This window comes from Pandoraea commovens (genome assembly GCF_024704525.1).
Lineage (GTDB): Bacteria > Pseudomonadota > Gammaproteobacteria > Burkholderiales > Burkholderiaceae > Pandoraea > Pandoraea commovens.
Map to the genome: position 1 here is coordinate 2,788,723 of NZ_CP102780.1, position 25,597 is coordinate 2,814,319.

At 63.2% G+C, this 25,597-nt stretch carries 21 protein-coding genes; 6 read left to right on the forward strand and 15 right to left on the reverse strand.

The genetic code is table 11. The features are described 5' to 3' along the window. Positions 1 to 144: 144 nt before the first annotated feature. From NTU39_RS12855 to NTU39_RS12880, 6 genes are all read right to left on the reverse strand, one after another. The gene (locus tag NTU39_RS12855; protein WP_257959959.1) at positions 145 to 765 is read right to left on the reverse strand and encodes a DUF2239 family protein; all 621 of its coding nucleotides are present in this window, start codon (positions 763 to 765) and stop codon (positions 145 to 147) included. A gap of 112 nt (positions 766 to 877) precedes the next feature. Continuing rightward, positions 878 to 2,173 (reverse strand): type II toxin-antitoxin system HipA family toxin, encoded by a 1,296-nt coding sequence (locus tag NTU39_RS12860; RefSeq protein ID WP_257959960.1) that lies wholly within the window; start codon positions 2,171 to 2,173, stop codon positions 878 to 880. 69 nt (positions 2,174 to 2,242) lie between these two features. Continuing rightward, positions 2,243 to 2,530, reverse strand: coding sequence for a helix-turn-helix transcriptional regulator (locus NTU39_RS12865; RefSeq protein WP_246184368.1), 288 nt, complete (start codon positions 2,528 to 2,530; stop codon positions 2,243 to 2,245). 123 nt (positions 2,531 to 2,653) lie between these two features. Further along, the gene (gene arfB, locus NTU39_RS12870; protein WP_150663423.1) at positions 2,654 to 3,070 is read right to left on the reverse strand and encodes an alternative ribosome rescue aminoacyl-tRNA hydrolase ArfB; all 417 of its coding nucleotides are present in this window, start codon (positions 3,068 to 3,070) and stop codon (positions 2,654 to 2,656) included. A 113-nt stretch (positions 3,071 to 3,183) separates the two neighbouring features. Beyond that, positions 3,184 to 3,369 carry a hypothetical protein gene (locus NTU39_RS12875; protein ID WP_174984110.1) on the reverse strand — a complete coding sequence of 62 codons (186 nt, stop codon included), beginning with the start codon at positions 3,367 to 3,369 and terminating at the stop codon, positions 3,184 to 3,186. 587 nt (positions 3,370 to 3,956) lie between these two features. Further along, positions 3,957 to 4,790 (reverse strand): DUF2092 domain-containing protein, encoded by an 834-nt coding sequence (locus NTU39_RS12880; protein ID WP_150662513.1) that lies wholly within the window; start codon positions 4,788 to 4,790, stop codon positions 3,957 to 3,959. A gap of 570 nt (positions 4,791 to 5,360) precedes the next feature. On the opposite strand from NTU39_RS12880, the gene NTU39_RS12885 reads away from it, so the two are divergent. Together NTU39_RS12885 and NTU39_RS12890 are read left to right on the forward strand one after the other, a co-directional pair. Next, positions 5,361 to 5,981, forward strand: a complete 621-nt coding sequence (locus NTU39_RS12885; RefSeq protein WP_150662514.1) for a hypothetical protein — start codon at positions 5,361 to 5,363, stop codon at positions 5,979 to 5,981. A gap of 124 nt (positions 5,982 to 6,105) precedes the next feature. Then, entirely contained in the window at positions 6,106 to 6,687 is a 582-nt protein-coding gene (locus tag NTU39_RS12890) for a hypothetical protein (RefSeq protein ID WP_257959961.1), read from the forward strand. Here NTU39_RS12890 and NTU39_RS12895 read toward each other — a convergent pair. The 5 genes from NTU39_RS12895 to NTU39_RS12915 are packed head-to-tail and all read right to left on the reverse strand — an operon-like array spanning position 6,675 to position 14,881. Continuing rightward, a complete protein-coding gene (locus tag NTU39_RS12895) occupies positions 6,675 to 8,150 on the reverse strand; it encodes a heavy metal sensor histidine kinase (protein WP_150662516.1) in 1,476 nt (491 codons plus the stop codon). The two genes, NTU39_RS12890 and NTU39_RS12895, sit on opposite strands and share 13 nt — an antisense overlap. 31 nt (positions 8,151 to 8,181) lie before the next feature. Further along, positions 8,182 to 8,856: a heavy metal response regulator transcription factor gene (locus NTU39_RS12900; RefSeq protein ID WP_039398512.1), complete on the reverse strand. Its 675-nt coding sequence runs from the start codon at positions 8,854 to 8,856 to the stop codon at positions 8,182 to 8,184. Between the two features lie 9 nt (positions 8,857 to 8,865). Next, the gene (locus tag NTU39_RS12905; RefSeq protein WP_373275382.1) at positions 8,866 to 10,356 is read right to left on the reverse strand and encodes an efflux transporter outer membrane subunit; all 1,491 of its coding nucleotides are present in this window, start codon (positions 10,354 to 10,356) and stop codon (positions 8,866 to 8,868) included. Next, a complete protein-coding gene (locus NTU39_RS12910; RefSeq protein WP_257959962.1) occupies positions 10,353 to 11,600 on the reverse strand; it encodes an efflux RND transporter periplasmic adaptor subunit in 1,248 nt (415 codons plus the stop codon). Before NTU39_RS12910 ends, NTU39_RS12905 begins: the two co-directional genes overlap by 4 nt. 56 nt (positions 11,601 to 11,656) lie before the next feature. Further along, on the reverse strand, positions 11,657 to 14,881 hold the full coding sequence (locus NTU39_RS12915; RefSeq protein ID WP_150662519.1) for an efflux RND transporter permease subunit: 3,225 nt from the start codon (positions 14,879 to 14,881) through the stop codon (positions 11,657 to 11,659). Positions 14,882 to 15,229: 348 nt separating this feature from the next. On the opposite strand from NTU39_RS12915, the gene NTU39_RS12920 reads away from it, so the two are divergent. From NTU39_RS12920 to NTU39_RS12935, 4 genes are all read left to right on the forward strand, one after another. Further along, a complete protein-coding gene (locus NTU39_RS12920) occupies positions 15,230 to 16,351 on the forward strand; it encodes a Dyp-type peroxidase (RefSeq protein ID WP_150662520.1) in 1,122 nt (373 codons plus the stop codon). Beyond that, positions 16,348 to 17,175, forward strand: coding sequence for a family 1 encapsulin nanocompartment shell protein (locus tag NTU39_RS12925; protein ID WP_150662521.1), 828 nt, complete (start codon positions 16,348 to 16,350; stop codon positions 17,173 to 17,175). Before NTU39_RS12920 ends, NTU39_RS12925 begins: the two co-directional genes overlap by 4 nt. A gap of 254 nt (positions 17,176 to 17,429) precedes the next feature. Next, positions 17,430 to 17,678: a helix-turn-helix domain-containing protein gene (locus NTU39_RS12930; protein WP_150662522.1), complete on the forward strand. Its 249-nt coding sequence runs from the start codon at positions 17,430 to 17,432 to the stop codon at positions 17,676 to 17,678. A gap of 3 nt (positions 17,679 to 17,681) precedes the next feature. Beyond that, positions 17,682 to 19,019, forward strand: a complete 1,338-nt coding sequence (locus tag NTU39_RS12935; protein ID WP_257959963.1) for a type II toxin-antitoxin system HipA family toxin — start codon at positions 17,682 to 17,684, stop codon at positions 19,017 to 19,019. A gap of 28 nt (positions 19,020 to 19,047) precedes the next feature. Here NTU39_RS12935 and NTU39_RS12940 read toward each other — a convergent pair whose 3' ends face one another. The 4 genes from NTU39_RS12940 to metE all read right to left on the reverse strand — a co-directional run bounded on the left by NTU39_RS12940 (position 19,048) and on the right by metE (position 25,494). Beyond that, entirely contained in the window at positions 19,048 to 20,775 is a 1,728-nt protein-coding gene (locus NTU39_RS12940; RefSeq protein ID WP_257959964.1) for a glycosyltransferase family 39 protein, read from the reverse strand. A 53-nt stretch (positions 20,776 to 20,828) separates the two neighbouring features. Beyond that, positions 20,829 to 22,259, reverse strand: coding sequence for a sensor histidine kinase (locus NTU39_RS12945; RefSeq protein ID WP_150662525.1), 1,431 nt, complete (start codon positions 22,257 to 22,259; stop codon positions 20,829 to 20,831). After that, positions 22,238 to 22,897: a response regulator transcription factor gene (locus tag NTU39_RS12950; protein WP_039398505.1), complete on the reverse strand. Its 660-nt coding sequence runs from the start codon at positions 22,895 to 22,897 to the stop codon at positions 22,238 to 22,240. The genes NTU39_RS12945 and NTU39_RS12950 overlap by 22 nt, the downstream gene beginning before the upstream one ends. A 308-nt stretch (positions 22,898 to 23,205) precedes the next feature. Then, positions 23,206 to 25,494, reverse strand: coding sequence for a 5-methyltetrahydropteroyltriglutamate--homocysteine S-methyltransferase (metE, locus tag NTU39_RS12955; RefSeq protein WP_257959965.1), 2,289 nt, complete (start codon positions 25,492 to 25,494; stop codon positions 23,206 to 23,208). Between the last annotated feature and the right edge of the window lie 103 nt (positions 25,495 to 25,597).

The following is a 25,597-nucleotide window of genomic DNA, read 5'->3' on the forward strand; positions in this document are numbered from 1 at the left end:
CGTCGAAAGGGGTGTCGCAAAAGCGACAAGCAAAGCGAGGCCTATCCGGGACGGCGGTCCGCCCGGTGAGCAGTGAAATCAGTGAGAACCGTGAGGGGCGGCGAGGGGGCGACGGCCCCCTCGCGCCGATGGACTACGGCGTGATCAGGTCAGCGCGTCGACCAGATCGTCGGTGGATGTGAGACGTATCAGATGCGTGCGCACGTCTTCGGGCCATTCGACGATGCGCTGGGCCAGTGCGTCGTGATCGTTGGCGAAGAGCGCGCGGGACGCCTCTTCGAAGTGCGCCAGGTCGCCCGCCATCGTCGACATGAAGCTGTAAGAACGCTCTTGCGCACGACGTTGCATATCACGCTCGGCGTTCGCGCGGCGGGCTTCGTCGATCAGCTTGCGCAGTGCGACGGACGCGCCACCGCGCTGCTCGGAGAGCCAGTCCCAATGACGCGGCAGCAGCGTGACTTCGCGCGCCACGACGCCGAGCTTCGGGCGGCCCCGGCCTTTGGGGGCGTCGTCCGGTTCGGACGCGCTGTCGGCGCTGACGGGGTTCTCGGTCACGGCGGCGGGGTAGCGCGCACGGATGTCGGCGGCGCTACCGCGTGTGTCGACGTCGCGCGTGTCGCCTGTCAGGTTGTCGAAGATGAGGACCGACGCGTGCGGGTCGGCAAGCACGGCCTGCTGATAGGCGATGGCGGCGTCGGCAAGTGAGCCGGAGGCGATGCGACGCTTGTCGCGAAAGACGGTATAGCCAAGAGATTGAGTAGCCACAACGGACTCCGATAACGATGACGGATGATCGATGTGGCGAATATTACCCGGGTGTTATTTTAATTGCAATATCACCCGGGTAATATTCTTACCGGAGTGGCGGGGCAGTGTTTCAGGCGGTCAGCGCCACGCCACCGTTCAGTCGCTCCAGCACGGTGGCCTTGACGGCGCCCGGTGCATCGTCGAGCAAGGTGGGCCAGACGGCTTGCGCTTCGCGAACGGTCTCGCGAGCAATCGTCATCAGCCGCCCCACGCGCAGCAGTCCGGCGCCTTTGAGCAGCGCTTCGAGGGCGGACCAGTCGAAGGCGCGCAGCGTCTTGTCGATGGCCCGGTTCACGCCGTAGTGCGAGGGCGGCACATCGTGAAAGAAGGCGGCGACGCACACCGGATCGTAGACGGGGGCGAGTTGTGGTGTCCGCGCGTCGGGATAGATCAACGCCCAGTTCTTGAGATGGGCATCCGTGTTGCCGAGCAGGATGAACGCGATCAGGCGTCGCATGAACTCGCGTACGTCTCGCACGGGCTGGCCGGAGAGCTGATCGAGCACGCGCAGCATCGTGGTGTAGTCGACGTCGAGGCCGCGTCCGTATTTGCTGCGCGGCGGGTATTGCAGCACCTGCGCGAACTCTTCCATATGTACTCGCCGACCATCGGGCAGCCGGTCGAAGCGTGGCACCGCGAGGATGTGCTCGAAGGGCACGTGCTCAGGCAGATCGGCGTCGTGTCGCGAGATGATTTCGGCTTTTGCGCAGTCGAGACTGAGGGCTTCGCACAGCCGATAGCCGGTGAATTCGTTCTCGACGAGATCGGGGTGGCGCGTGGTCGGCAACTTGAGAATGACCGATCCCGCGCGCCCCTGACGCTTCACGATGTAGCGGCGGCCGTCGCGAATGGCGGAGAACTTCGTCACGACGCCGGGCAGCGATGCCGCATCTTCCACCGGCGTGTCGACGAAGCCGGGTTCGACCATTTCGAGTCCCAATGCGGTGTGCCAGCGATGCACGACGTCCGGCACGCCTTCGCGCGGCGGTACCGGTTCGACTTCCAGTGCACCCATCAGGTCATGACCGGCGGCGGCGAGCAGTTCGAACTCGTCGTCGGGACTGCAATGACGCTCGGCGGCGAGGCGTTCGCGGTTGTGGCCTTCGGGTAGCAGATTTTCGAAGTACACAGGCCAGCGGCCATCGGTGCGCACGAGACGAACGTCCTGCGGCGAAGCGAGAATTTCGCGGGTCGCCGTCTCGTTGGCACCGCGATAGGCGAGCGAGAGAACGGGACGCCGCGCGTCCGCAATGTAGTCCTCATCGAACGACATGCGCAGGATATCCCCATACTGCGAAAGATAGCCAATGGCGCGACGGCTGCCGTCCGGCTGGTGCAGATAGGCGCGCAAGTACTTGATATTCATGGCGAGAGTCTCGTTCGGGCGGTCGTGCGCCGGTGGTGCCGGTGGTGCCGATAATGCCCGTCGGGTCGGTTACCCCCGAAGCGTTTCCACGATGGAGGGCGGGGCCGACACGCCGCTCGGCTGCGCGAGATATTTGCCGCCGGAGCGCAGAAACGCTTCGACTTCCTTGCGCAGTGCCGCGGGCACGAACATCGGTTCCAGACCGAGCGCGCGCGCCGTCTCCAGTAGGGTCGACATACGTGGATCGAGCGCGCCCGACTCCATTTTTTGCACGGTCATGCGTGACAGCCCGGCCTGATCGGCCAGCTCGGCCTGGGTCAGTCCAGCGTCCTTACGTGCTGAGATTAGCGGTTCCATGAAGCTCATCATCGTGTGCTTTTCAGGATAAATGATGATTTATCTTAGCATTCTTTCGGATGATTTATGTAAATAAGCTAATTTAAATTAGCTTTTACTCGCATATGCTAATAAAAATTAGCATTAACCCTCATGTCCGGAATGTATCTTGCCTCTCGATGCCTTGACGCGAGAGCGCTCCTGTTTCGCATCGCGGCGGCGTACCTGACTCGCGAGCGTGGGTCGCGTGGGCACGCGGCGGCGGGGTGGGATGGCGGCGGCGTCGACCAGTGCCTGAAGACGCGCTAGCGCATCGGCGCGGTTGAGTTCCTGCGAGCGATGTTGTTGCGCCTTGATGATGATGACGCCGTCTTGCGTAATGCGGTGATCGAGCCGGGCGAGCAGGCGCGCTTTCACCTCGTCGGGCAGCGACGAGCGCATGACGTCAAAGCGCAAATGGATGGCACTGGAGACTTTGTTGACGTTCTGGCCGCCTGCGCCTTGCGCGCGCATGGCCGTGAGTTCGACATCTTCGGGGGCGATAAGAATGCGACGGTTCATGGGCTCAAGCATAACGTTCCCGATGCGACGCCCACAAGCGACACCCAAAAAGCGATGCGGCAGCGCCGGAGACGACATCCGGCGCTGCCGACATACGCGTTGAGACGACTGCTTCAGTGCGGGGCGGTCACGACGACGAACTGGACGGTGGTGCCGGAATAGACCGGCTTATACCAGGTCGAGCCGCAACGCTGATAAGCAACGTTGTTGACGACAGTGCTCACGCAACTCGGCGGCAACGAGGCAACGGTCGAGCCGATGATCGCTGCCGACACCCCGATCGTGACAGCGGCCGCCACCGGGTCATACCAACCACCACCCCACCCCCAATACGGCGGTGGGGGCGGTGGGGGCGGTGGAGGAGGCGGAGGAGGCGGAGGATGTGGCCCGGGCCCCGGCCCCGGTCCGGGAGGTGGTCCGGGCGGGTGCGGACCAGGTCCAGGTCCAGGTCCAGGTCCGGGAGGTGGTCCGGGCGGGTGCGGCTCAGGTCCAGGTCCAGGTCCAGGTCCAGGCGGGTGCGGGCCAGGATTGGGTGACGGATTTGGGCTGGGGTTCGGATGCGGCTGAGGTCCCGGTCCGGGCGGTTGTCCGCCGCCGTTGGCGTGCATCGCGCCACCACCCGCAGGACCGCCACCGCGCGTGGCGCCGCTCAAGTTGCCTTGCGGTGCTCCGCCGCCATGGAACCCGCCACCGCCGTGGAAGCCACTACCACCACCGCCGCCACCGTGAAGGCTGGTGCGCGCGCCGCCCCGAAAACCGAAGCCATGACTGGCCGTGGACGTCAGGACAAGCACCGCCGCTGTAGCAAGACACGTGACGCGAGCCAAAGTGAGGATGCCGGGTTTGCCCACCGTCGCCGATGTGATTGCCGAAGAGGTCGTTCGCTTCATTGCTGACCTCCAGCGGCAGACGGCGGCCGCATCTCGATGCGTTGCGCGCCAGCCGGGGCCTTGTACGTGAAGGTCCCTGACGGGAACGTCGGATTCACATCCCAGCGGTAATTCACGGAATGTCGCGGACGCGACGGTTGAGACGTATCCGTAATCACGAAGCGGCATGGCAGCGGGCGCGAACCGACCCGAATCCAAAGCTCCCAATCGACATCGGGCTGCTGGAACGCGTAATGGTTGCACCACTCGCCGCCCACGCGGTCAAGGCCGATGAACAGGGCAGAACGCAATTGCGTGGCGTCGTCCGGGTCCATGCCCCAATAGAAGAGATCGGCCAACGGCATACCGACCTGATATTTCTCGTCGATGTCGCGAATCAGCTCGTCGATCGTCGGCGGGGCGCTTGCCTGACTGAAATACCGCTTGCCTTGCGACTCCTGGTAAAGGGTGAAGGTTTTGCCGTCGTAGACGAACCCGCGATTGCGCGCCTGACCCGTCACAACGGCACGGACCTTATCGGGGCGTTGAACAGAAAGCTCTGTTTGGTGAAGAAAGCCGACATTCTGTCCGGTACTCAACACGGCATCGGTCACGGTATCCGCGTGTACCTGAAATCGTTTGAGCGAGCGCAAATACCGACTCATTGTCGTCAACGCATCGACGGCACCTTGCTGCATCTCCGGCATGCCCTGTACTGGCAAAGTGCTGTCCGATTCGGGGGCCTGCGCCAATACCGGCGCGGCGACGAGCAGCGCGCCCGTCAGCAGAACCAGCTTGACGCTGCGGGGCGAATGTCGCCGGATTTTTCGTCGGGAGAATGGAAAAAGCACTGTGTGACCTCATTCGAATGATGGAATTGAACGGGACGACCAACACGTGCGGACGCGACGCCGGATGGCGCGCAAACATGAACTTCAGGCAATACCGATGCGGCATGGTGCTAGGTATGTGAAATCAGAATAGTGATTCGGATTGCAAACTGTCAAGCCGCGAAACCATCGTCCAAACGGATTAAGAATTACTTGAATCTTATGAATAATTTTGTAACAAGCTGTATCCGAATCGATGCAAAAGGAAAATCTATTACCCCATGAATCGTCTAGAAGTGCTGATCTACATCAAAGTACGATATTTGCAGTCCCCATGTTTAGGGATTGTTAAGGGATTGCGTGAGAATTTGTCCGTAATTTTAATTACGTAAGTCGATGATGAAATTTGGCATGCAATCCGAAAGAAACTTGCAGCTTTGAATTATTTTGTTACTATCCGATGGAAACATTCGGGTTTTTACGCAGTCGGCGAATACCCGGTGTTTTAGCTTGGATAATTAACTAATTTGCAAAACCGGTTGCAGCATCTGCATTCGGCATTTGCATACATCGATAACAAAAGGACTCAGCATGAAGCTCACGAATGCCATGATTCTGGCCGGTCTGTTGTCGTTGGGGACGTTGGCACACGCACAGGATGCGGCGCGTCCGGCGCCGATCGTTGCGGGCGACGTCGTCGAATTCCGGACCACGTTGCTGGGTGTGGACGTCAAGAAACGCACCATTCAGGTAGCCGACGATAACGGTAAGCCAGTCACTTTCATCGTTGGCCCGGATGTCCGGAATTTCGAACAGATTCGCAAGGGCGACAAAGTCATCGTGGCGTTCAAGCGCTCGGTGGCCATTTCCGTTGCGCCGGGCGACGGCATTCGCAGCCGTGTGCTGACCGAAGGGGCCGACCGTGCGGCACCGGGTGAAAAGCCCGCCGCCGATGCCGCGCGCAATCTGAAGGTCGTAGCGACGGTGCAACGTATCGACCGCAAGTCGAATGTCGTGACGCTGCGCGGCCCGAACCGCACGGTCGACGTGAACGTGGAAGATCCGAAGCTGCTCGAAGGCGTGAAGGTGGGCGACTCCGTGACGGTGAACTACACCGAAGCGGTTGCCGTGGCCGTGACGCCGGATCCGTCAGCCAAGAGCCGCGCTAAGAAGTGGGTGCCGCCCGCACCGGCTTCTGCCCCGAAGCCCTAAGTTGTGTCACCCGGCGGCTGCGCCGCGCAGCGCGCAGTCGCATTGACCGTCGTGTCCCCGGTAGGGCCCATGTTGGCTTGCCGGGGCGCGATACCCCCGATACGGTAAGCACCCGGAGATCGCCATGGCACGGTCCGCCTTGCAGTTCGACGATGCAACCTACGCTGCCTTGCTCGGCGCTGCACGCGATGCAGACGCCGCACACCCCCACAACAACCCCGCCTTCCTCGATGCCTTTCTGGCGGATGCATGGAAAGCCGCGCGCCGGATCTACGGTGCGCAAACCTATCTGCGCTTCATGGCGCAGGCCGGTATCACGCGCCGCCCCAGCGCCGGCACCGTGCAAAAAGCCATCGTGCGTGCCCGCAGCATGTACGAAGTCCCGGTCATCCCGGCGTTCGGGGGAATTCCCGTCGCAGGGCAGTCCGTCTGGGCGCAGCAGCTCGAACAGAATCTGGCGCGCGCCATGACGCTGCTCGACGCGATGCCCGAAAGCCATAGCACAGCCAGCGATGGTGTCACCGACGTGGCCGACGCCATGCGTCGCGTACAGCATCTGGAACGGGAAAATCTGGAGCTACGGGCGCGTCTGGCGCAAATGACGGTGGCCGCCGCCTATGCCCGTGAGGCACTGGGCGAGACGCTCACGGTGTTCGCGCCGCATGCCGTGCAGCAGGCGAACAGCCTGGGTCGTCACGGAGTCTGACGCGCGAGTTGAGTCGATGTGGTGGCAGTGGAAGACGTGGTGGGTGGCGTACCGGCGGCACCCGCGTCTTCGCGATAGCTGACCGAAAAGCCGAACGCGTTGAAACCGTTCGCGCTGTGTGCCCACACCGTACCGCCGTGCATTTCCGCAATGGCCTTGACGATGGCCAGCCCAAGGCCGTGATTCTCACGGCTGTTGGTGCGCGACGCCTCCGCGCGGTAGAACCGGTCGAACAAATGCTTGAGCACGTCCGCCGGAATTTCCGCCCCCGGATTGACGACCTCGATGCGCACGTGACGGGTACGGTTCGGTTCGACAGTGGCGGCGTCGGGGATCTCGGTGGTAATGCGCACGTCGATATTCGCACCCGGCGCGCAATGTTCTATGGCGTTCATCACCAGATTGGCCAGCGCGCGCCCGAACAGCGCCTTGTTGACTTGCGCGAACGCGCTGCCATGCAAACGGGCCGTGACTTGCGCCTCTTCCAGCGGAAACTCCAGAAACTCCAGCGTGTGCGCCGCTTCGCTCGCCAGCGACACGACTGTGAGTCCCGTCGCGCGTTCGCCCTGATCGGCGCGCGAGAGGAACAGCATGTCGTTGATGATGGTGCGCATGCGACCGAGTTCTTCGAGGTTCGATTGCAGCAGTAAGCGCAGTTCCTCGGCCGGTCGGTCGCGCGTAAGGGCGACTTCCGTCTGCCCGATCAGGATGGTGACCGGCGTGCGCAACTCGTGGGCGACGTCGGCATTGAACGATTCCAGCCGTTCGTAGGCACCGTCGAGCCGGGCAAGCGCGCCGTTGAACGAATGAGCAAGATCGTCCAGTTCGACGGGCAGTGAGCGGGTCACGAGTCGTTGCGAGCGGTTGTCTGGCCGGATCTCGGACGCTTCGCGCGTGAGCCGAGTCAGCGGTGAGAGGCCCAGACGCGTCACCGAGTAGCTGAGCAGCAGCACGCCCAGCGCGCCCAATCCGGAGAGCGCAGCGAGACTCAGTCCGAATGCGCGTAGCGTCTGCTCGTTGGGGGAATAACTGGCCGCGACTTGCAGTGTGACGGCCGGTCGCGCGCCGTAGGGCGGCAGGATTTCCCGAGTCGTCAGCATGTCGTCGCCACCGCCGTCCGGGCTCAGGCGCACATAACCGTTGGACAGTCGTTTGACGAACATGCCGCTCACAGGCGTGCCGAACGTGTACCTTGGGTCGTCGCTGGAGACGGCGTACGTCGTGGTGCCGTCGCGCGGGGTCATGTCGCTCAGCTTTTCCCGCACGATCTGCCACTTCTCGGGTGTGGCGCCGTGATACACGATGATGTGCGCGATCTGCGCGCGGTCGTCCAGCGACTCGCGCAGGTGCCGTTCCAGTTGAACGCGCAACACCAGATATAACGCCGCACCGACGAGCGCGAACACCGACAGCGCCACGACGGCGAACATGGCGGCAAGGCGGCGGGAGATCGAGTGTTTCACGGTGACGTCGCTGGCGTGGAGGGCGGGGCGCTCAGGCCTCGCGCACTTCCAGCACGTAGCCCATGCCGCGCACAGTGTGCAGCAGTTTGGTGGTGAAGGGGCCGTCGAGCTTGGCGCGCAGCCGTTTGATGGCAGTCTCCACCACGTTCGTATGGCTGTCGAAGTTGACGTCCCAGACCAGTTCGGTGATGGCGGTCTTCGAGAGAATGTCGCCCTGGCGGCGCGCAAGCACCGACAACAGCTGGAACTCTTTCGCGGTGAGATCGAGCCGGTGCCCGTCGCGCGTCGCCCGGCGGCCGATCAGATCGACGAACAGGTCGCCCACCGAGATCAGCGTCGATTCCTGCACGCGGGTGCGACGGGCGAGTGCGTGCAGACGTTCGACCAGTTCGATGAACGAGAACGGCTTGGTGAGGTAGTCGTCCGCCCCTTCGCGCAGGCCACGCACCCGGTCGTTCACGTGGTCGCGGGCGGTGAGCATGATGACGGGCGTGGACTTGCGCTCGCGCAACGACCCGAGCACGGCAAAGCCGTCGCGCTTGGGCAACATGACGTCGAGCACGATGACGTCGTAATCGAACTCCAGCGCCAGGTGCGTGCCTTCCTCGCCGTCGAGCGCAACATCGACCACCCAGCCTTGCTCGGTCAGCCCCGAGCGCAGATAGTCCACTACCTTTTGTTCGTCTTCAACGATCAGCACTTTCATGTCGTCACCTCATCTTTGCGCATTATACGAGTCAGAGGATGTCTCCGAGGGCTGCCATCCGCCGCCCAGTGCCTTGACCAGTGCCACCGACAGCACGAGTTGCTGCCCCCGGATCTGGACGTCCTGACGCTCGCTCGCCAGCGCGGCCTGCTGCGCCGTAATCACGCTGAGATAGGCCGTCAGCCCGCCCGAATACCGGTCGTTCGCCAGACTCAGCAGGCGCTCGGCATCGACCACGGCCGCGTGCGATTCCTGCGCGGCGGCATTGAGGACCGACAGACCGGTCACGCCGTCCTGCACCTGCTGGAAGGCGGTGAGCACCGTCTGACGGTAGTTCGCTTCCACGGCGCGATAGCCCGCGCTGGCGTAGTCGACACCCGCCTGACGGCGTCCGCCGTCGAAGACGACCTGCGACGCCAACGTGCCCAGCGTCCACAGCAGGCTGGGGGCAGACAGCAGGTTGGCGAACTCGGTGCTTTGCCAGCCGATGCCGGGATTCAGGGTCAGGCTGGGAAAGAAGGCCGCTTTCGCCACCCCGATCTGCGCGTTTGCCGCAGCCATGCTGCGCTCCGCCGACGCCACGTCCGGACGCCGTTGCAGCACATCGCTCGGCACGCCGAGCGGGATTTCGGGGAGCGTTGCAGGCAGCACACCTTCCGGAATGGAGAACGTCGGCGCGGGTACGCCCACGAGCGCCGCGATGGCGTGCTCGTACTGGTCGCGTTGCTGATGCAGCAGGCGAGCCTGCACGCGCGTGGTGTCGAGTTGCGATTGCTGCTGAAGGACGTCCAGTCCCGAGACCGCACCGAGATCGTGCTGGGCGCTCACGTAATCGAGCGCCTTCTGCTGCAAGACGACCGACTGGTCCAGCACTTTGATCTCGGCGTCGATGGCGCGCAACTGGAAATAGGCCGTGGCGAGTTGCGTCGTGAGGACGAGTCGCGCATTTGCCAGATCGTCGCCCGCTTGCTCGGCGGACGCCTGCGCACCTTCGACCTGACGGCGAATACGGCCGAAAAGATCGGTGTCGTAGCTCACGCCCAGTCCCACCTGAACGTTGTTCTGCACGGTCGACATGCTGCTAGACGAGTAGCTCGTGACCGGGCGATTCGCCGAGATGCGCTGCCGTGCCAACCCAAACGAGGCATCGACTTCCGGCAGCCGCTGCGCCGAAATGCCGGACAGCGTCGCCTGCGCCTGATCGTAATGCGCGACGGCGGCGGCGAGCGTCTGGCTCTGTGCGAGGGCCTTGTCTTCGAGGGCGTCGAGCGCCGGTTCGTTGAAGGCTTTCCACCAGTCCGGCTGCATCGCAGCGCGCGACGGTTGCGCGACCTTCCAGTAGCCGTCCGTTTTCCATACGGGCGGGGTCGAGACTTCCGGGCGATGATAGTCCGGGCCTACGGCGCACGCGCTGAGCAGCGTGGCGACGGCGAGCAGCGTTGCGCTGAGCCGGATGCCGCTTCGGAGGTGACCCCGGCCGTCGTGATCCGTGCGGCTCACGATTCGTCTCCCTGCGCCTTGGCTGCGGGTTTGCTGCCGCCTTTCGCGGGAAGCGCCTTGGCCTGCACGTGGTCGCCGTCGTCCACCGAATCGCTCGGATTGACGATCACGCGGTCGTTGGGCGACACGCCATCGGCCAGCTCCAGCGTTTGTCCGAGGTCCTGTGCGATCACGATCTTGTGCAGATGCACGACGCCCTGATCGTCCACCACCGCCACACGCGGGCCTTCGGCGCGAAACAGCAGCGCGTTGGCTGGCACGCTCAGATGCGGTTGCACGGCGCCGGGCAGCGCGAGTTGCACATACGCGCCGGGGCGCAACTTCCCGTCCGGATTCGGCAATGCGGCTTCGATCTGGAGCGAACGCGTCGCCACGTCGATGGCGCCGGACACGTGCGTGATCTTGCCCTGGAAGTGTTGTCCGGGCAGTTCGGCTTGTGTCACGACCACCGGCTGACCGACGGACACGCTCTGCGCATAGGCCTGCGGCACTTGCACGTAGACGCGCAGCGGGTCGGTCTGCGCCAGCGAGAACATCGCCTGTGCGCTGCCGCTGCCCGCCGCGATGAGATCGCCGACGTCCACATTGCGCTGCGTGATCACGCCGTCGAACGGGGCGACGATGCGCTTGAACGATTCGAGTTGCTGAAGTCGTTTGACGTTGGCGTCGGCCGCCGCGAGATTCGCCACGCCCTGGGTGTAGGTGCTCTGACGTTCGTCCAGTTCCTGCTGCGAGACGGCGTCGCGCTGACGCAGTTGCTGCCACCGGTCGAGCGACGACTTGGCCAGGCCGAGGCTGGCGTTGATCTGATTGCGCTGGGCGATGGCCTGCGCCAGTTCCTGATCGATTTCCGGCGTATCGAGGTCGGCGAGCAACTGGCCTTGTTTGACCTTCGCGCCGATGTCCACGTAACGATGCAGCAAGTAACCCGTCGCACGGGCGTAGATGGGCGACTCCACGGCGCCGCGCAGGGTTGCAGGCAACAGCGTTTCGCTGGCGGCGGTGGCCTGTGGCGTCACTACGCTCACGAATTGCTTGGCGTTCTGTGCCGTCACGCTGGCGACCGCACGGCGTTGCAGGAAGTTGGAGATGGTGGTGCGTGCTGCCCCTGCGACCAGCAGCAGGGCCACGATGATCAGCACGATCTTCGCGCGACGGAACTCGCCGTGACGCGGGGGCAACTGCCGGCCGTCGGCGGGATCGTGCTCTGGAATGGCCAGTTCGGCGTGATGTTTCTCGGTCATGTCGTTCAACCCGTCAAATCTTGATATCTGGTGTGTGAAGTGTCGGTCGCCGTGCCTTACTGGCTGGCGTTATCGTCATTTGCGTTGTCATCACTACGGTCGCCATGCGCCGGCGTGGCGGTGTTCCCTGCGCGACGCGCCTTGCGGCGTACGAGTCGCGTGTGCACGCCTGCGAAAACCAGCGGCACGAAAAATAGCGTCGAGACCGTCGCGAACATCAGCCCGCCGATCACGGCACGGCCCAGCGGCGCGTTCTGTTCCGCGCCTTCGCCCAGACCGAGCGCCATCGGCACCATGCCGATAATCATCGCGAGCGCCGTCATCAGCACCGGACGAATCCGGCTCGCCCCGGCTTCGAGCGCCGCCTTGAGCGGCGCCATGCCCGTTTCCATGCGTTGCCGCGCGAACGCCACCACGAGAATACTGTTTGCGGTCGCGACCCCCATGGTCATGATGGCCCCCGTGAGCGCGGGCACCGACAGGCGCGTGCCGGTGAGGAACAGCATCCAGACGATGCCGGCCAGTGCGGCGGGCAGGGCGCTCACGATGATGAGCGGATCGACCCACGACTGGAAATTCACCACGATAAGCAGGTAGACGAGCACGATCGCCATGGCCACACCGATACCCAGTCCCATGTACGAACTTTGCATCGTGCTGACCTGGCCGCGCACCACGATCTGGCTGCCGCGCGGCAGATCCTTGCGGGCTTGTGCGACGAGCTTGTTGATGTCGCTCGCCACGCTGCCCAGATCCCGGCCTTCCACGCTCACGTAGAGGTCGATGACCGGGCGAATGTTGTAGTGGCTGACCACGGCGAATTTCTGCGTCGGCTCCACCTGCACGAAGTTGGCGAGCAATTGCGGCTGGCCGTTGTTGCCCGTGCCCGCCACCGGCAGGCGCAACAGATCGTCGATGGAGCTGATGCGGTACTGCGGCGATTGCACCGAGAGGCTGTACTCCACGCCGTTCTGCTCGTTGAACCAGAAGCCGGGCGACGTCTGCGAGCTGCCCGAGAGCGAAATCAGCACGTTCTGGGCGACGGCATTGGCGTTCAGATTCAACTGCTGCAAGCGCGTGCGGTCCATGTTCAGATGGATCGTCGGCGCATTGACCCGTTGCTGAATATGGGTGTCGACCGTGCCCGGCACCTGACGCACCTGCTTGAGCAGCTTGGTCGCGACATCGAAGTTCGCCAGTTGCTGATTGCCGCTGATCTGGATGTCGATGGCGGCGGGCAAACCGAAGTTGAGAATCTGCGTGACGATGTCCGCCGGTTGAAAGAAGAACTCCACGCCGGGGAAGCGCTGCGGCAGCAAGGCGCGCAGCTTGTCGATGTACTCCGCGCTCGGACGATGGTCGGGCGTGAGTGCAATCTGGATCTCGCCGTCGAGCGTGCCGATCGTGCCCGAGTTGCTATACGAGAGGTTGATACCGCTGTACGGCAGGCCAAGGTTGTCGAGGATCGTTTCGAGTTCGTTGGCTGGCACGACCTCGCGCACGACCTTCTCGACCTGATCGGCCAGACGCGCCGTTTCTTCGATGCGTGTGCCCGTCGGTGCGCGCATGTGCATGCGGATGTTGCCCGCGTCGACCGATGGGAAGAAGTCGGCACCCAGCGCGAACACCAATCCCATCGACAGCACGCAGAACGTCAGGAAGCCCATCGCGAAGACGCGGCGGCGCACCAGCAGGGTGGACAGCACGACGATGTACGCCGCGCGCATGCGCTCGAAGCTGGCGTCGAAGCGCAGGTAGATGCGGCGGAACGCACCGGGCTTCGCGTTCGGATCCGTGGGATGGGCGTGGCCCATGAGCAGCATGGCGAGCGTGGGCACCAGCGTGCGCGAGAGCACATACGACGCGAGCATCGCGAACACCACTGCCTCGGCCAGCGGCACGAACAGGTAACGCGCCACGCCCGTCAGGAAGAACATCGGCACGAAGACGATACAGATACACAGTGTCGAGACGAGCGCGGGGACCGCGATTTCCCCGGCACCGTCGAGAATCGCCTGATGCAGCGGTGTCCCCATGTGGAGGTGTCGCTCGATGTTCTCGATGGTGACGGTCGCATCGTCGACCAGAATCCCCACCGCGAGCGCCAGTCCGCCCAGCGTCATGATGTTGATGGTCTGCCCGAGGGCATGGAGGGCGAGCAGCGAGGACAGGATCGAGAGCGGAATCGAGATGGCGATGATGCAGGTGCTGCGCCAGTTGCCGAGGAACAGCAGAATCATGGCCGCCGTGAGGGCGGCGGCGATCAGCGCCTCATGAATCACACCCTGCACGGCGGCCTTCACGAAGACCGACTGATCGAACAGCGCCGCGATGTGCAGGTCGGCGGGCAGGGCGGCGCGCGCCTCGGGCAGCAGCGCCTTCATGGCGTCGACGACGGACAGCGTAGACGCATCGCCCGTCTTCATGATCGACATCAGCACGCCGCGCTGGCCGTTCTGGCGCACGATGTTCGTCTGTGGGGAGAAGCCCGTGCGAACGTGGGCCACTTCACGCAGATAGGTCGTCGCTCCATTCACGGTGCGCACCGGAATGTTGTTCAGTCCCTCGACCGTTGGCGGCGAACCGTTCATGTCGACGGTGTACTCGCGGGGTCCGATCTTCGCCGTACCGGTCGGCAGGATCAGGTTCTGTGCGTTGACGGCCGCGACCACGTCCTGCGCTGTCAGGCCCTTGGCGAGCAGGGCACGCGAGTCGATGTCCACCGAGATCAATCGTGTCTTGCCGCCATACGGATATGGCACGGCGGCCCCCGGAATCGTCACCAGTTGCGGGCGCAGGAAGTTCAGTGCCGTATCGTTGAGCGCCGGTTCCGACAAGCTGGGGCTCGACAGGCCCAACTGCATCACCGGAATCGACGAGGCCGAATAACTGATGACGAGAGGCGGCGTCGCGCCGGGCGGCATCTGTTTGACCTGCGCCTGCTCGACGGCAACGACTTGCGCGATGGCCGTCTGAATATTGGCTGTCGGTTGCAGGAAGATCTTGATGATGCCGATGCCCGGCAGCGATTGCGACTCGATATGCTCGATGTTGTTGACGGTGGTCGTCAGGCCGCGTTCGTTGCCGGAGATCATCCGGTCGGCGATGTCCTGTGCGGACAACCCGTTATAGGTCCAGATGATGCTGATGACGGGGATGTTGATTTCCGGCAGCACGTCGACGGGCGTGCGCAACAGCGCGAGCGGCGTGGCGAGCAGGATCAGAATGGCCATCACGATGAACGTGTATGGCCGTTTGAGCGCAACGTTGACAATCCACATGATTCAGACGCGCTCGGGCGCAGTCACAGGCGTACGGACAAGGGCGGTGCCAACGGCGCGCACGCGGGCGCGCCACCGGTACCGGAAGGAACGCCGCCATGTTATGGGCGCACCCCCAACGCCAAAATGGCGCGAATATGGCGAAATTGACAGAATTCGCGACGCCGCCCGGAAACCCCCGTCGCACAAGGCCCGACACACCGCCATATCGATGAGAGTGGCATATTACGGCGTGTTGCGTTATAAAGTTGTCACACTAAAAGTCGCCGTCCGATAGCCTGTGGTCCACCCGGGACCGGGCGTTGGCGGTCGACAGCGTCACGAACTCCAGTCCCACGCAGGAAAGCAATGACCGAACGTCCGACGTCTCCTCCTCCCGAACCGCAGCCGGTTTCCGGCAAAGTGACCCGCAGCGCCATCTTCCTCGTCGCCACGATTCGCGATGACGAGGCCGCGCACGCCGCCGTGCGCGGCTGGTGTGCCGATGTGGCCGCGTATGTCCGATCCGTGGGCAAGCGTGTGCCGACCGGTAACCTGACCTGTGTGGCGGGTTTCAGCGACAGCGCCTGGGACCGCCTGTTCGGCGATCCGCGCCCGGCCGAGCTGCATCCGTTCCGTGAATTCGGCGCGGGCAAGCGGCACGCCCCGGCCACGCCTGGCGATCTGCTGCTGCACATTCGTGCCGAACAGATGGACCTGTGCTTCGACCTCGCCACGCTCTTGCTGAACAAGCTGGGCGACGCGGTGAGCGTCGTCGACGAAGTGCACGGCTTCCGCTATTTCGATATGCGCGCGATCATCGGCTTCGTCGACGGCACCGAGAACCCGGAGGGCCAGGAGGCGGTCGACTTCACGGTCATGGGCGACGAAGACCCCGAATTCGCGGGGGGCAGCTACGTGCTGGTGCAGAAGTATCTGCACGACATGACGGGCTGGAACGCGCTGCCCGTGGAAGTGCAGGAACGCATCATCGGTCGCACCAAGTTCTCGGACGTGGAACTGGACGAGGACGTGAAGCCGAGCAATTCGCACAGCGCCCTGACGACGCTCGAAGTCGATGGCCGCGAAGTCAAGATCCTGCGTGACAACATGCCGTTCGGCCGCCCGGGATCGGGGGAGTTCGGCACGTTCTTCATCGGCTACGCGCGCTCGCCGTGGCCCATCGAGCAGATGCTCGAGAACATGTTCGTCGGTAAGCCGCCCGGTAACTACGACCGCTTGCTGGACTTCAGCACGGCCGTGACCGGCGGGTTGTTCTTCGTGCCTTCGGCCCCGCTGCTGGAAGAACTTGCCGACCGTGCGCCGCAAGCGGCCGCCACCGAATCCAGCCATGTCATCAAGACGTTGATCGACGCACAGCCTTCGGGCGTGCAAGTGTTCGACGCCACTACCGCTTCTCATCAGGCGAGTCCCGCAGTCGCGGACGGCTCGCTGCAAATCGGATCGCTCAAAGGAGTTTCTCAGGCATGAATAACCTGCATCGCGAACTGGCCCCTATTTCGAGCGCCGCATGGGCGCAGATCGAAGAAGAAGTGGCCCGCACGTTCAAGCGCACCGTCGCCGCGCGCCGCGTGGTCGACGTGAAAGGGCCGGGAGGTCTGGCGCTGTCTGGCGTAGGCACCGGTCATCAGCAATCGATTGCATCGCCGTTCAAGGGCGTGGATGCTCGTCAGCGTCAGGTGCTGCCGCTGGTGGTGCTGCGCGTGCCGTTCGAGTTGTCGCGCGAAGCGATTGACGATGTCGAGCGCGGCGCGAACGATTCCGACTGGCAACCGGCGAAGGATGCGGCAATCAAGCTGGCCTATGCCGAAGACCGTGCGATTTTCGACGGCTACAAGGCGGCGCAGATCACCGGGGTGCGTGAAGGCACGTCGAATCCGGTTCTGCCGCTGCCTAAGGACATCGCGGACTACCCGACGGTGATCGCCAAGGCGCTGGAGCAATTGCGGCTTGAAGGGGTCGACGGCCCGTACAGCGTGTTGCTGGGCGCGGACGCTTATACGGCTGTGGCTGAAGCGAACGACCAGGGTTACCCGATTCTCGAACATATCGGTCACATCGTGAGCGGCGAGATCATCTGGGCACCGGCCATCGACGGTGGCGCGATCGTCTCGACGCGCGGCGGCGACTACGAGATGCACATCGGTCAGGACCTGTCGATTGGCTATCTGGACCACAACGCCGAAACGGTACGGCTGTATCTGGAAGAGACGTTCACGTTCCTGATGCTGACGGCTGAGGCGAGTGTGTCGGTGGCGCCGGGTGTGGCGGCCAAGACGTCGAAGGGTAAGTAAAGCCGTTAAGTCGCTGAAGTGGTGAAAGGGAAGGGCTGAGGATTCGCATGCGCGATTTCCTCAGCCCTTTTCTATTTTCAATAGGGTCCCCGATCGACGGGGCGCAGGGCGGATACGCTCAAAGCGCTTCTGACAGTGCTTTCGAGATTTTTACCTGAATAGCAGGTAAAAAACATTTACGCTATATTCAGCTATTCCGTATTTACGCGAATATCAGCTAAAATATACATTACCTGCATATGAGGTAAATCGTGATGAACCAGCTCATTGCTTCGTCAACACAACTCGGCGAGATCTTGCGGTCGGCCCGTCGCTCGGCGGGGTTGACTCAGCTTGAGGCGGCTACGCGTCTGGGACTGAGTCAGAGTCGTCTGTCCGCGCTTGAGCTCGATCCGAAAATCATCTCGGTCGAGCAGTTACTGGCGTTAATGGGCCTTTACCGCCTTGACCTTGTCGTCCAGTCACGCGATGTTGCTCCTGTTTCTTCCAACACGGAGTGGTAATCGATGGGGCGCAGGTCACATGCCCGGGCATTGTCCATCTGGGCGAATAGTCAGCGTGTCGGCACATGGCGGGTGCAGTCACAAAACCGCATGGCATTGCAGTACGACGACGCTTGGCGCGATTCCGCGGCGGGGCGTCCACTCTCGCTCTCGTTACCGTTCGGCATCGATTCGACACCGTTGACCGGGGACCGGGTCGGTTTCTATTTCGAGAATCTTCTACCGGACAGCGATGTCATCCGGCGTCGGCTCGCAGGACGGTACGGCACGCCATCGACAGATGGCTTCGATTTGCTTGAGGCCATCGGACGGGACTGTGTCGGAGCCATTCAACTTCTTGGCGAAGACGACGTACCTGGCAATGTGCAAACCATTGAAGCGAGTCCGCTGTCTGAGGAAGCCGTCGCGGAGCATCTGCGCAAAGCCGCTGGCGGTGTGATGCCTGGGCGATATGCTCACGACGACTTGCGGCTTTCGATCGCCGGGGCGCAAGAAAAGACGGCCTTGCTGTACCACGAAGGGCGGTGGTGTTTGCCGCATGGGGCCACGCCAACGACCCACATCCTCAAGTTGCCGATAGGGCTCGTAGGCAACCGGCGGGCAGACTTGTCGACGTCCGTCGAGAACGAGTGGCTTTGCATGCAACTGTGCGCGGCGCTCGGGTTGCCGACGGCGGCTAGCGAGATGCTGACGTTCGGTGATCAGAAAGTGCTGTCGGTGACGCGCTTCGACCGCCAGATGCACTCCAGCGGTACGTGGATCATGCGCTTGCCGCAGGAAGATTTCTGTCAGGTATTCGGGCTGCCGCCCCATCTCAAATATGAGGCAGACGGTGGCCCCGGCATTGCCGATCTGGCCGCGACCTTGCGCCAATCGCAGACATCGGACGAAGACCTTGAAGCGGTGTTTCGCACGCAGATCGTGTTCTGGATGCTGGCGGCGACGGACGGTCACGCGAAGAACTTCAGCATCCACCTTTTGCCGGGCGGCCGTTACCGTCTTACCCCGCTCTATGATGTGCTGTCGATGTGGCCGATTATCGGCGACGGGCCGAATCAGGTGCCGTGGCAACGCGCCAAGCTCGCGATGGCGGTGGCTGGCAAGCGCCGACATTATCGACTTCGCGAGATTGAGCGTCGGCACTTCGATGCAATGGCGGTGAAGTGTTATCTCGGGGCTGGCGCGGCATCTATCCTCGACGCGTTACTCGCGAGAGTCCCGCAGGCCATCGCCGAAGTTGCGGGCAGGCTACCCCCTGATTTCCCGGAACGCGTGGCAGAGAGCATTTTTTCGGGGTTGCAGCACGCCGCCGATCACTTGGCAGCGCCTGCATCCCCCTGATTTGGCTTGTTGTTGACCCGTGTCCTGGTCAGTTTCCGCCAGCAGCCTTGGCACCCGCACCGTCCGCCATCGGCTTTTCGATGATCACGCGACGGTTGTCGCGCGCAATCACCTTCATCGGCAGATTCAGTGTTTCCAGCACGGCGAACTTGTCTGGATCGACCAGCGCGAGCGCCTTGGGGTCTTCCATCCAGACATCCACGAACTTATCAAGCGTCGGCACCCAGCTGTCCGGGGCCTGCGAGATACCGAACTCCAGCTCGTCCTGCACTGCGACCATGATCATCGGCTGACGCAGGTAGTACGGCATGGTGTGGTCGAGCGTGCCGACCGAGTAGAACGGCGTGTCCGGTCCCAGACGATCCATCTCCGCACGCACCGCCGGCACCAGATCGATCCCCGAACTTGCGCGACCGAACGCTTCGTGACCCGAGCCACCAATCATCACGAAGGCCAGCCACGTGGCCGCGAACGCCACCAGTGCCTGCTTGGTACTGCGGGTGCTCAGCCAGCGGGTGATGCCGATGCCGATCAGGCCGACGATACTCGCCGCATACAGGTAGTACGAGAACGTGCGGTACGCCTCCACCGGGTTACGGCTGTCCGAGTGATGCGACAGGAACACCAGGCACGTGACGATCGTCGCGATGAACAGCACGACGGACACGACGAGGTGCTTGCGCAGGGACTCGCGCGTCATGGTGGCCAGACCGAGGCCGAACAGCATCGCGATGGCCGGCACGATCGGCAGCACATACGAAATGAGCTTCGAGTGCGACATCGAGAAGAAGCAGAAGATGAAGACGGCCCACACGGTGATCATCAGCACCGGTCGGAAACCGTTTGCCTGACGCGGCACGGCGCGCGAACCGGCAATGGCGCGCGGGATCGTCGAGAGCCACGGCAGGAAGCCGATCAGCAGAACGGGCACGAAGTACCAGAGCGCGCCCGGACGATGGTGGTCCGGCTTCAGGAAGCGGTTGAAGTGCTCGTTGATGAAGAAGAAGTCGAAGAACGACGGGTTGCGCGACATGACCGCAGCAAACCACGGCACCGTGATGGCCAGCATGACGATCAGGCCACTCACGATGTGCAGACGTTTCCACAAGGCCCAGTCACGCGCGATCAGCGTGTAGATGACGAGCACGGCACCCGGCAGGACCACACCGATCAGCCCCTTGCTCAGAATCGACAGGCCCATCGCCGCCCAGCACAGCCACATCCAGTTGCGGGTCTGCGTGTGGGTGAGACCCGGACGTTGTGCCAGCAGCAGCGCACACAGGACCAGCGTCATCATGAACGACAGGCCCATGTCCAGCACGTTGAAGTGGCCGAGCAAGCTCCAAAGCGGGGCGCTTGCCAGTGCCAGCGCGGCGAACAGGCCTGCGCGGGCGCTGAACACACGACGGCCCGTGTAACCCACGAGCAGCACGCCGCCGAACCCGGTCAGCGCCGTCCACAGGCGCGCCTGCCAGTCGCCCAGCCCGAAGATCATGAACGTGAGGGCGTTCATCCAGGTCTGGAGCGGCGGCTTCTCGAAGTACAGATAGCCGTTGTAACGCGGCGTGACCCAGTCGCCGGTGGCCAGCATTTCGCGCGCCATCTCGGCATAGCGGCCTTCGTCGCTGGGAATGAGGTGTCGCAGGTTCAGAACGCCGAACCAGACCAGCGCGAACATGGCGATCAGCCAGAGCAGGGCGGCGGGGGAAATCGGCCAGGGCTCTAACCCGGCGTCACGTTGAGGACGTGTAGACATGAATACGAGGCTTCCGGTCTTGAGGATGAAGTTGGGGTCGTTGAGTGTTCGGTTCAGGACTGACGCGGCTGACCGGACCCACCGGCCTGCGCATCGGGCGCATCGAGTGAGTCGGAGACATCGGGATTCGGCAGCGTGACCCGGACGTGCAGCCCGCGCGGCGGCGACAGACTCGCGTCGCTCAGAGACACCTGCCCGCCGAGGCGGTCGACGATGGCCCGCACGATCGCCAGCCCCAGCCCGGTCCCGTCGCCACCGTGTTCGCGCGGTTCGCGGTGATCGGTGGCGCGGTAAAACGCGTCGAACACGCGCTCGCGCTTGTCGACGTCGATCCCGGGGCCTGAGTCGATCACGTCGATCAGGACATCGGCTCCCTTGGCCGACAGCTGCACGGAGACTGTGCCACCAGCGGGCGTATAGCGCACGGCATTGCCCACAATATTGCTCAGCAATGTGACGATGTCGCGCTTCGACCCTGCAACACGTAGGCCGGGCAGTCCGGCGCGGCCCGACGCTCCGGTCGACGCGTCCGACAGATCGAGCATGATCTGCTTGCGATCCGCCAGAACGAACACATCTTCGAGCGCTTCGTGTACGGCGGGGAGCAACATCAGGGGATTGGCCGGAACGGTCGGCGCGCTCTGGGCGCGGGCCAGCGTCAGCAATTGTTCGATCAGCGTGCGTGTACGATGCAGCCCGCTCTTGAGCTTGGTCAGGCGGTGACGCGTTTCCTCATCGAGCGCTGCCGGTGCGAGTGCTCGGTCAAGGTTTTCGGACTGAATCACCAGTGCGGTGACCGGTGAGCGTAGTTCGTGCGCGGCGTCCGCCACGAATCGGCGTTGCTCGTCGAGCGCCTTGGCCAGCCGCGCCAGCAGACGGTTGATCGACACGATGAACGGTTCGATTTCCGTGGGTGCGCCTTGCGTGTCGAGACCGCGCAGATCGGTATCGCGGCGCTTGTCGACTTCGGCGGCCAGTTGTTGCACAGGCCGCCAGGCGCGGCGCACCGTCAACACAATGGCGGCGATGAGCAGCGGCAGGAACACGACGAAGGGCATTGCGGTGCGAAGTCCGCTATTGCGCGCGATCTCGTTACGGCCTTCCGTCGGCTGCGCTACGACAATGCGCAGGTCCGGCTCGATGGTGCGCACGAAGGCACGCCATGTGTGGTCGCCGGTGTTGACGGTGTGGAAGCCGTCGGACAGCGTCACGGGAAAGGTGCCGCCAAGGCGCTGAACGGTGAGACGGTAGTCGTGATCCTGAATCGGCAGGCCGTGCATGGCCGAATCGGCACCGGCCAGATTGCGCGTGTCGACGAGTGCGGCGAGTTGCAGCAGTTGGTCGTCCTGAAAGCGATAGGCTTCGCGAAAGGCCGCCCCGTAGGAGACGAAGCCCGCCACGATGGCCAGTGCCAGCGCGCAGGCCGAGAGCGTAACCACGAGCCGTGACTGCAACGAACGCATCATGCCTTGGGCACCAGCCATCCCGCGCCGCGGATGTTACGGATGACGTCGGCGCCGAGCTTCTTGCGAATCGAATGGATCAGGAAGTCGATCATGTTGCTCTCGATCTCTTCGCCCCAGCCGTACAGGCGATGTTCGAGCGCGTCGCGAGAAAGGATCGTGCCCGGGCGCAGCATCAGTGCGTGGAGCAGCGCGTATTCGCGCGCGGAAAGAACGCAACTGTTCTCGCCGTATGTCGCCTGATGCGTCGCCGGATCGAGCGCCAGTGCGCCGTTGGTCAGCACCGGCACGGCCACACCCGCATGACGTCGGATGACCGCGCGCATTCTGGCGAGCAGCTCACCCACTTCGAAGGGCTTGACGACGAAGTCGTCCGCTCCGAGATCGAGGCCCTGAATAATGTCTTCTGCGCCGTCACGGGCGGTGACGACGATGATCGGCGTGCGCCCGCCAGCGCCGCGATGGGCGCGTAGCACGTCCCAGCCGTCCCGACCGGGCAGGCCAAGGTCGAGCAGCATGAGGTCGTACGCATGAGCGGCGAGAGCGGCGAGCGCGGCGTCGCCGTCGCGACACCAATCGGCGGCGTACGAGGCGTCCTTGAGCGCCTGCATCATGGCCTCACCGATCATGGCGTCGTCTTCTACAAGCAATATCCGCATGGGTTTCCGTACGCATTCTGGCGTGCTGAGATCAGCCTACGCCTAATCCTTACCGTCCACGGAGGACGGCACGGGCGCACGATAGCGCGCGAAACTTAGGAGAAACTTAGCTCGTGCGCGTGTGCGTTTGCGCGACTATGCCATGCAAACACTTCAGCAATCAATGACTTAGCGAAGATTCCTCAAGTGATGTGATCGCTGGGCCCGTTTCGGCGCCCTAATGCAAACAGGCCGACATTTCGTCGGCCCGTTCATTTGACGCATTTCCCGGTGCACGAATTCGTCGGGATGCGCCCAGCGAGCGGGACCTACTGCGCGCGGAGCGTCTTCGCGGCGGCGACCATGTTTTGCAGCGCCGGAATGACTTCCGCCCACTGACGCGTCTTCAGTCCGCAGTCGGGGTTGACCCACAGACGTTGCGCCGGAATGCGCTCGGCGGCCTTCCTCATGAGCGAGACCATGTGGTCCTGCGTCGGGATGTTGGGCGAGTGAATGTCGTACACACCCGGTCCGATCTCGTTCGGGTACTGGAACGAGTCGAACGCGTCGAGCAGTTCCATATCCGAGCGAGAGGTCTCGATGGTGATCACGTCGGCATCCATCTCGGCGATGGCCGCGATGATGTCGTTGAACTCCGAATAGCACATGTGCGTATGGATCTGCGTGTCGTCCTGCACGCCGTTCGCCGCGATGCGGAACGACTCGACCGCCCAGTGCAGATAGGTCGCCCATTGCGAACGGCGCAGCGGCAGGCCTTCGCGCAGCGCCGCTTCGTCGATCTGGATCACGCGCACACCGGCGCGCTCCAGATCCAGCACTTCCTCGCGGATCGCGAGTGCGAGCTGGAAGCATGAGACCGAGCGCGGCTGATCGTCGCGCACGAACGACCAGTTCAGGATCGTGACCGGGCCCGTCAGCATGCCCTTCATCGGCTTGCTTGTCAGGGATTGCGCGTACTTGATCCACTGGACCGTCATGGCCTTCGGACGGCTGATGTCGCCGAACATGATCGGCGGCTTCACGCAGCGCGAGCCGTACGACTGCACCCAGCCGAACTGGCTGAACGCGTAGCCTTCGAGTTGCTCACCGAAGTACTCGACCATGTCGTTACGTTCGGCTTCGCCGTGCACCAGCACATCCAGCCCGAGCGCTTCCTGCTCACGTACGCTGCGCTCGATTTCCTTTTTCATCGCAGCCACGTAACCCGCCTGATCCAGCTCGCCTGCTTTGTACTGGCTGCGGGCGTTGCGGATCTCAGTGGTTTGCGGGAACGAGCCGATGGTCGTGGTCGGGTAGCGCGGCAGGTTCAGTCGCGCGGCCTGCTTCGGTGCCCGCTCGGCGTACGGACGCTTGCGACGCCCCAAGGCGGCTTCGATCCGTTCGACCGCCGCCTTGACGGCCGGGTTGTGTACGCGCGGCGACGCACGGCGGCTGGCGATGGCGGCGGCATTGGCGCGCAACTCGGCGGCCACAGTGTCGCGCCCTTCATTGATGGCACGGGCCAGCACCGTCACTTCAGCGAGCTTCTGTTTGGCGAAGGCGAGCCACGACCGGATCTCGGCATCGAGCTTCTGTTCGCTGTCCAGATCGACCGGCACGTGCAGCAGCGAGCACGACGGCGCGATCCATAGACGCTCCCCCAGTCGTTTCGCCACCGGCTCCAGCCAGTCCAGCACGGCCGCCAGATCCGATTTCCAGATGTTGCGACCGTTGACCACGCCCACCGAGACGACCTTGTCCGTCGGCAGCGCAGCGATGACCTCGGCGACTTCACGTTGCGCATTCACCGCGTCGATGTGCAGACCGTCGACCGGCAGGCGGCACGCCAGCGGCAGGTTCTCTTGCAGTTCACCGAAGTACGTGGCGAGCAGACGTTTGACCGGCACGGCGGCCAACGCGGCGTAGGCGGTTTCGAAGGCTGTCCGCCATTGCGCATTCAGTTCGGTGACGAGAATCGGCTCGTCGATCTGCACCCATTCCACGCCTCGTGCGGCGAGCGTCTCCAGCAGCTTTACGTAGACCGGCAACAGGCGCGGCAGCAGCGCCAGCTTGTCGCTGTCGTCTTTCGACTTGCCTAGCCACAGGTACGTGACGGGGCCGACGATGACCGGCTTGGCCTTGACTCCGGCGGCGCGTGCTTCGGCGAGTTGCTCGACGAGACGCGACGCGTCCAGCGTGAAGGTCGTGTCCGCGGCGAACTCGGGGACGATGTAGTGGTAGTTCGTATCGAACCACTTCGTCATCTCGCCTGCGGCGACACCGCCGCAGCAGTCCGCGTGTTCTGCGGCGCTCTGGGCCGAGCGGCCACGGGCCACGCGGAAATAATTGTCCAGGACGTCGCCGTGAAAGCCTTGCACGCGCTTGGGCAGATTGCCCAGCGTGAAGCTCATGTCCAGCACCTGATCGTAGAACGCAAAGTCGCCGACCGGAGCCAGATCCAGCGCCACCTGATCCTGCCAATGACGCAGACGCAGTGAAGCACCGAGCGCCTTCAGTTCGTCGCGCGACGATTGACCCTTCCAGTACGCTTCCTGACCGAACTTCAGCTCACGCTTCGCGCCAACGCGCGGGAATCCCAGATTGTGTGTCTTTGCCATGTTCTCTATCGACCCTTGTCACTGGAGGAATTGAAACGGTGACATCGATCATAGAGACTTCAATCCATGAATGAAAATGGTCTTATTTCTAAGAAGCGTTAAT

Excerpts from the sequence above, each read along its gene's own strand:
- NTU39_RS12860 (WP_257959960.1), bottom strand. The coding sequence starts at position 2,173 with ATGAATATCAAGTACTTGCGCGCCTATCTGCACCAGCCGGACGGCAGC.
- NTU39_RS12865 (WP_246184368.1), bottom strand. The coding sequence starts at position 2,530 with ATGGAACCGCTAATCTCAGCACGTAAGGACGCTGGACTGACCCAGGCC.
- arfB (WP_150663423.1), bottom strand. The coding sequence starts at position 3,070 with ATGAACCGTCGCATTCTTATCGCCCCCGAAGATGTCGAACTCACGGCC.
- NTU39_RS12885 (WP_150662514.1), top strand. The coding sequence starts at position 5,361 with ATGAAGCTCACGAATGCCATGATTCTGGCCGGTCTGTTGTCGTTGGGG.
- NTU39_RS12890 (WP_257959961.1), top strand. The coding sequence starts at position 6,106 with ATGGCACGGTCCGCCTTGCAGTTCGACGATGCAACCTACGCTGCCTTG.
- NTU39_RS12900 (WP_039398512.1), bottom strand. The coding sequence starts at position 8,856 with ATGAAAGTGCTGATCGTTGAAGACGAACAAAAGGTAGTGGACTATCTG.
- NTU39_RS12910 (WP_257959962.1), bottom strand. The coding sequence starts at position 11,600 with ATGACCGAGAAACATCACGCCGAACTGGCCATTCCAGAGCACGATCCC.
- NTU39_RS12915 (WP_150662519.1), bottom strand. The coding sequence starts at position 14,881 with ATGTGGATTGTCAACGTTGCGCTCAAACGGCCATACACGTTCATCGTG.
- NTU39_RS12920 (WP_150662520.1), top strand. The coding sequence starts at position 15,230 with ATGACCGAACGTCCGACGTCTCCTCCTCCCGAACCGCAGCCGGTTTCC.
- NTU39_RS12925 (WP_150662521.1), top strand. The coding sequence starts at position 16,348 with ATGAATAACCTGCATCGCGAACTGGCCCCTATTTCGAGCGCCGCATGG.
- NTU39_RS12930 (WP_150662522.1), top strand. The coding sequence starts at position 17,430 with ATGAACCAGCTCATTGCTTCGTCAACACAACTCGGCGAGATCTTGCGG.
- NTU39_RS12935 (WP_257959963.1), top strand. The coding sequence starts at position 17,682 with ATGGGGCGCAGGTCACATGCCCGGGCATTGTCCATCTGGGCGAATAGT.
- NTU39_RS12940 (WP_257959964.1), bottom strand. The coding sequence starts at position 20,775 with ATGTCTACACGTCCTCAACGTGACGCCGGGTTAGAGCCCTGGCCGATT.
- NTU39_RS12945 (WP_150662525.1), bottom strand. The coding sequence starts at position 22,259 with ATGGCTGGTGCCCAAGGCATGATGCGTTCGTTGCAGTCACGGCTCGTG.
- NTU39_RS12950 (WP_039398505.1), bottom strand. The coding sequence starts at position 22,897 with ATGCGGATATTGCTTGTAGAAGACGACGCCATGATCGGTGAGGCCATG.
- metE (WP_257959965.1), bottom strand. The coding sequence starts at position 25,494 with ATGGCAAAGACACACAATCTGGGATTCCCGCGCGTTGGCGCGAAGCGT.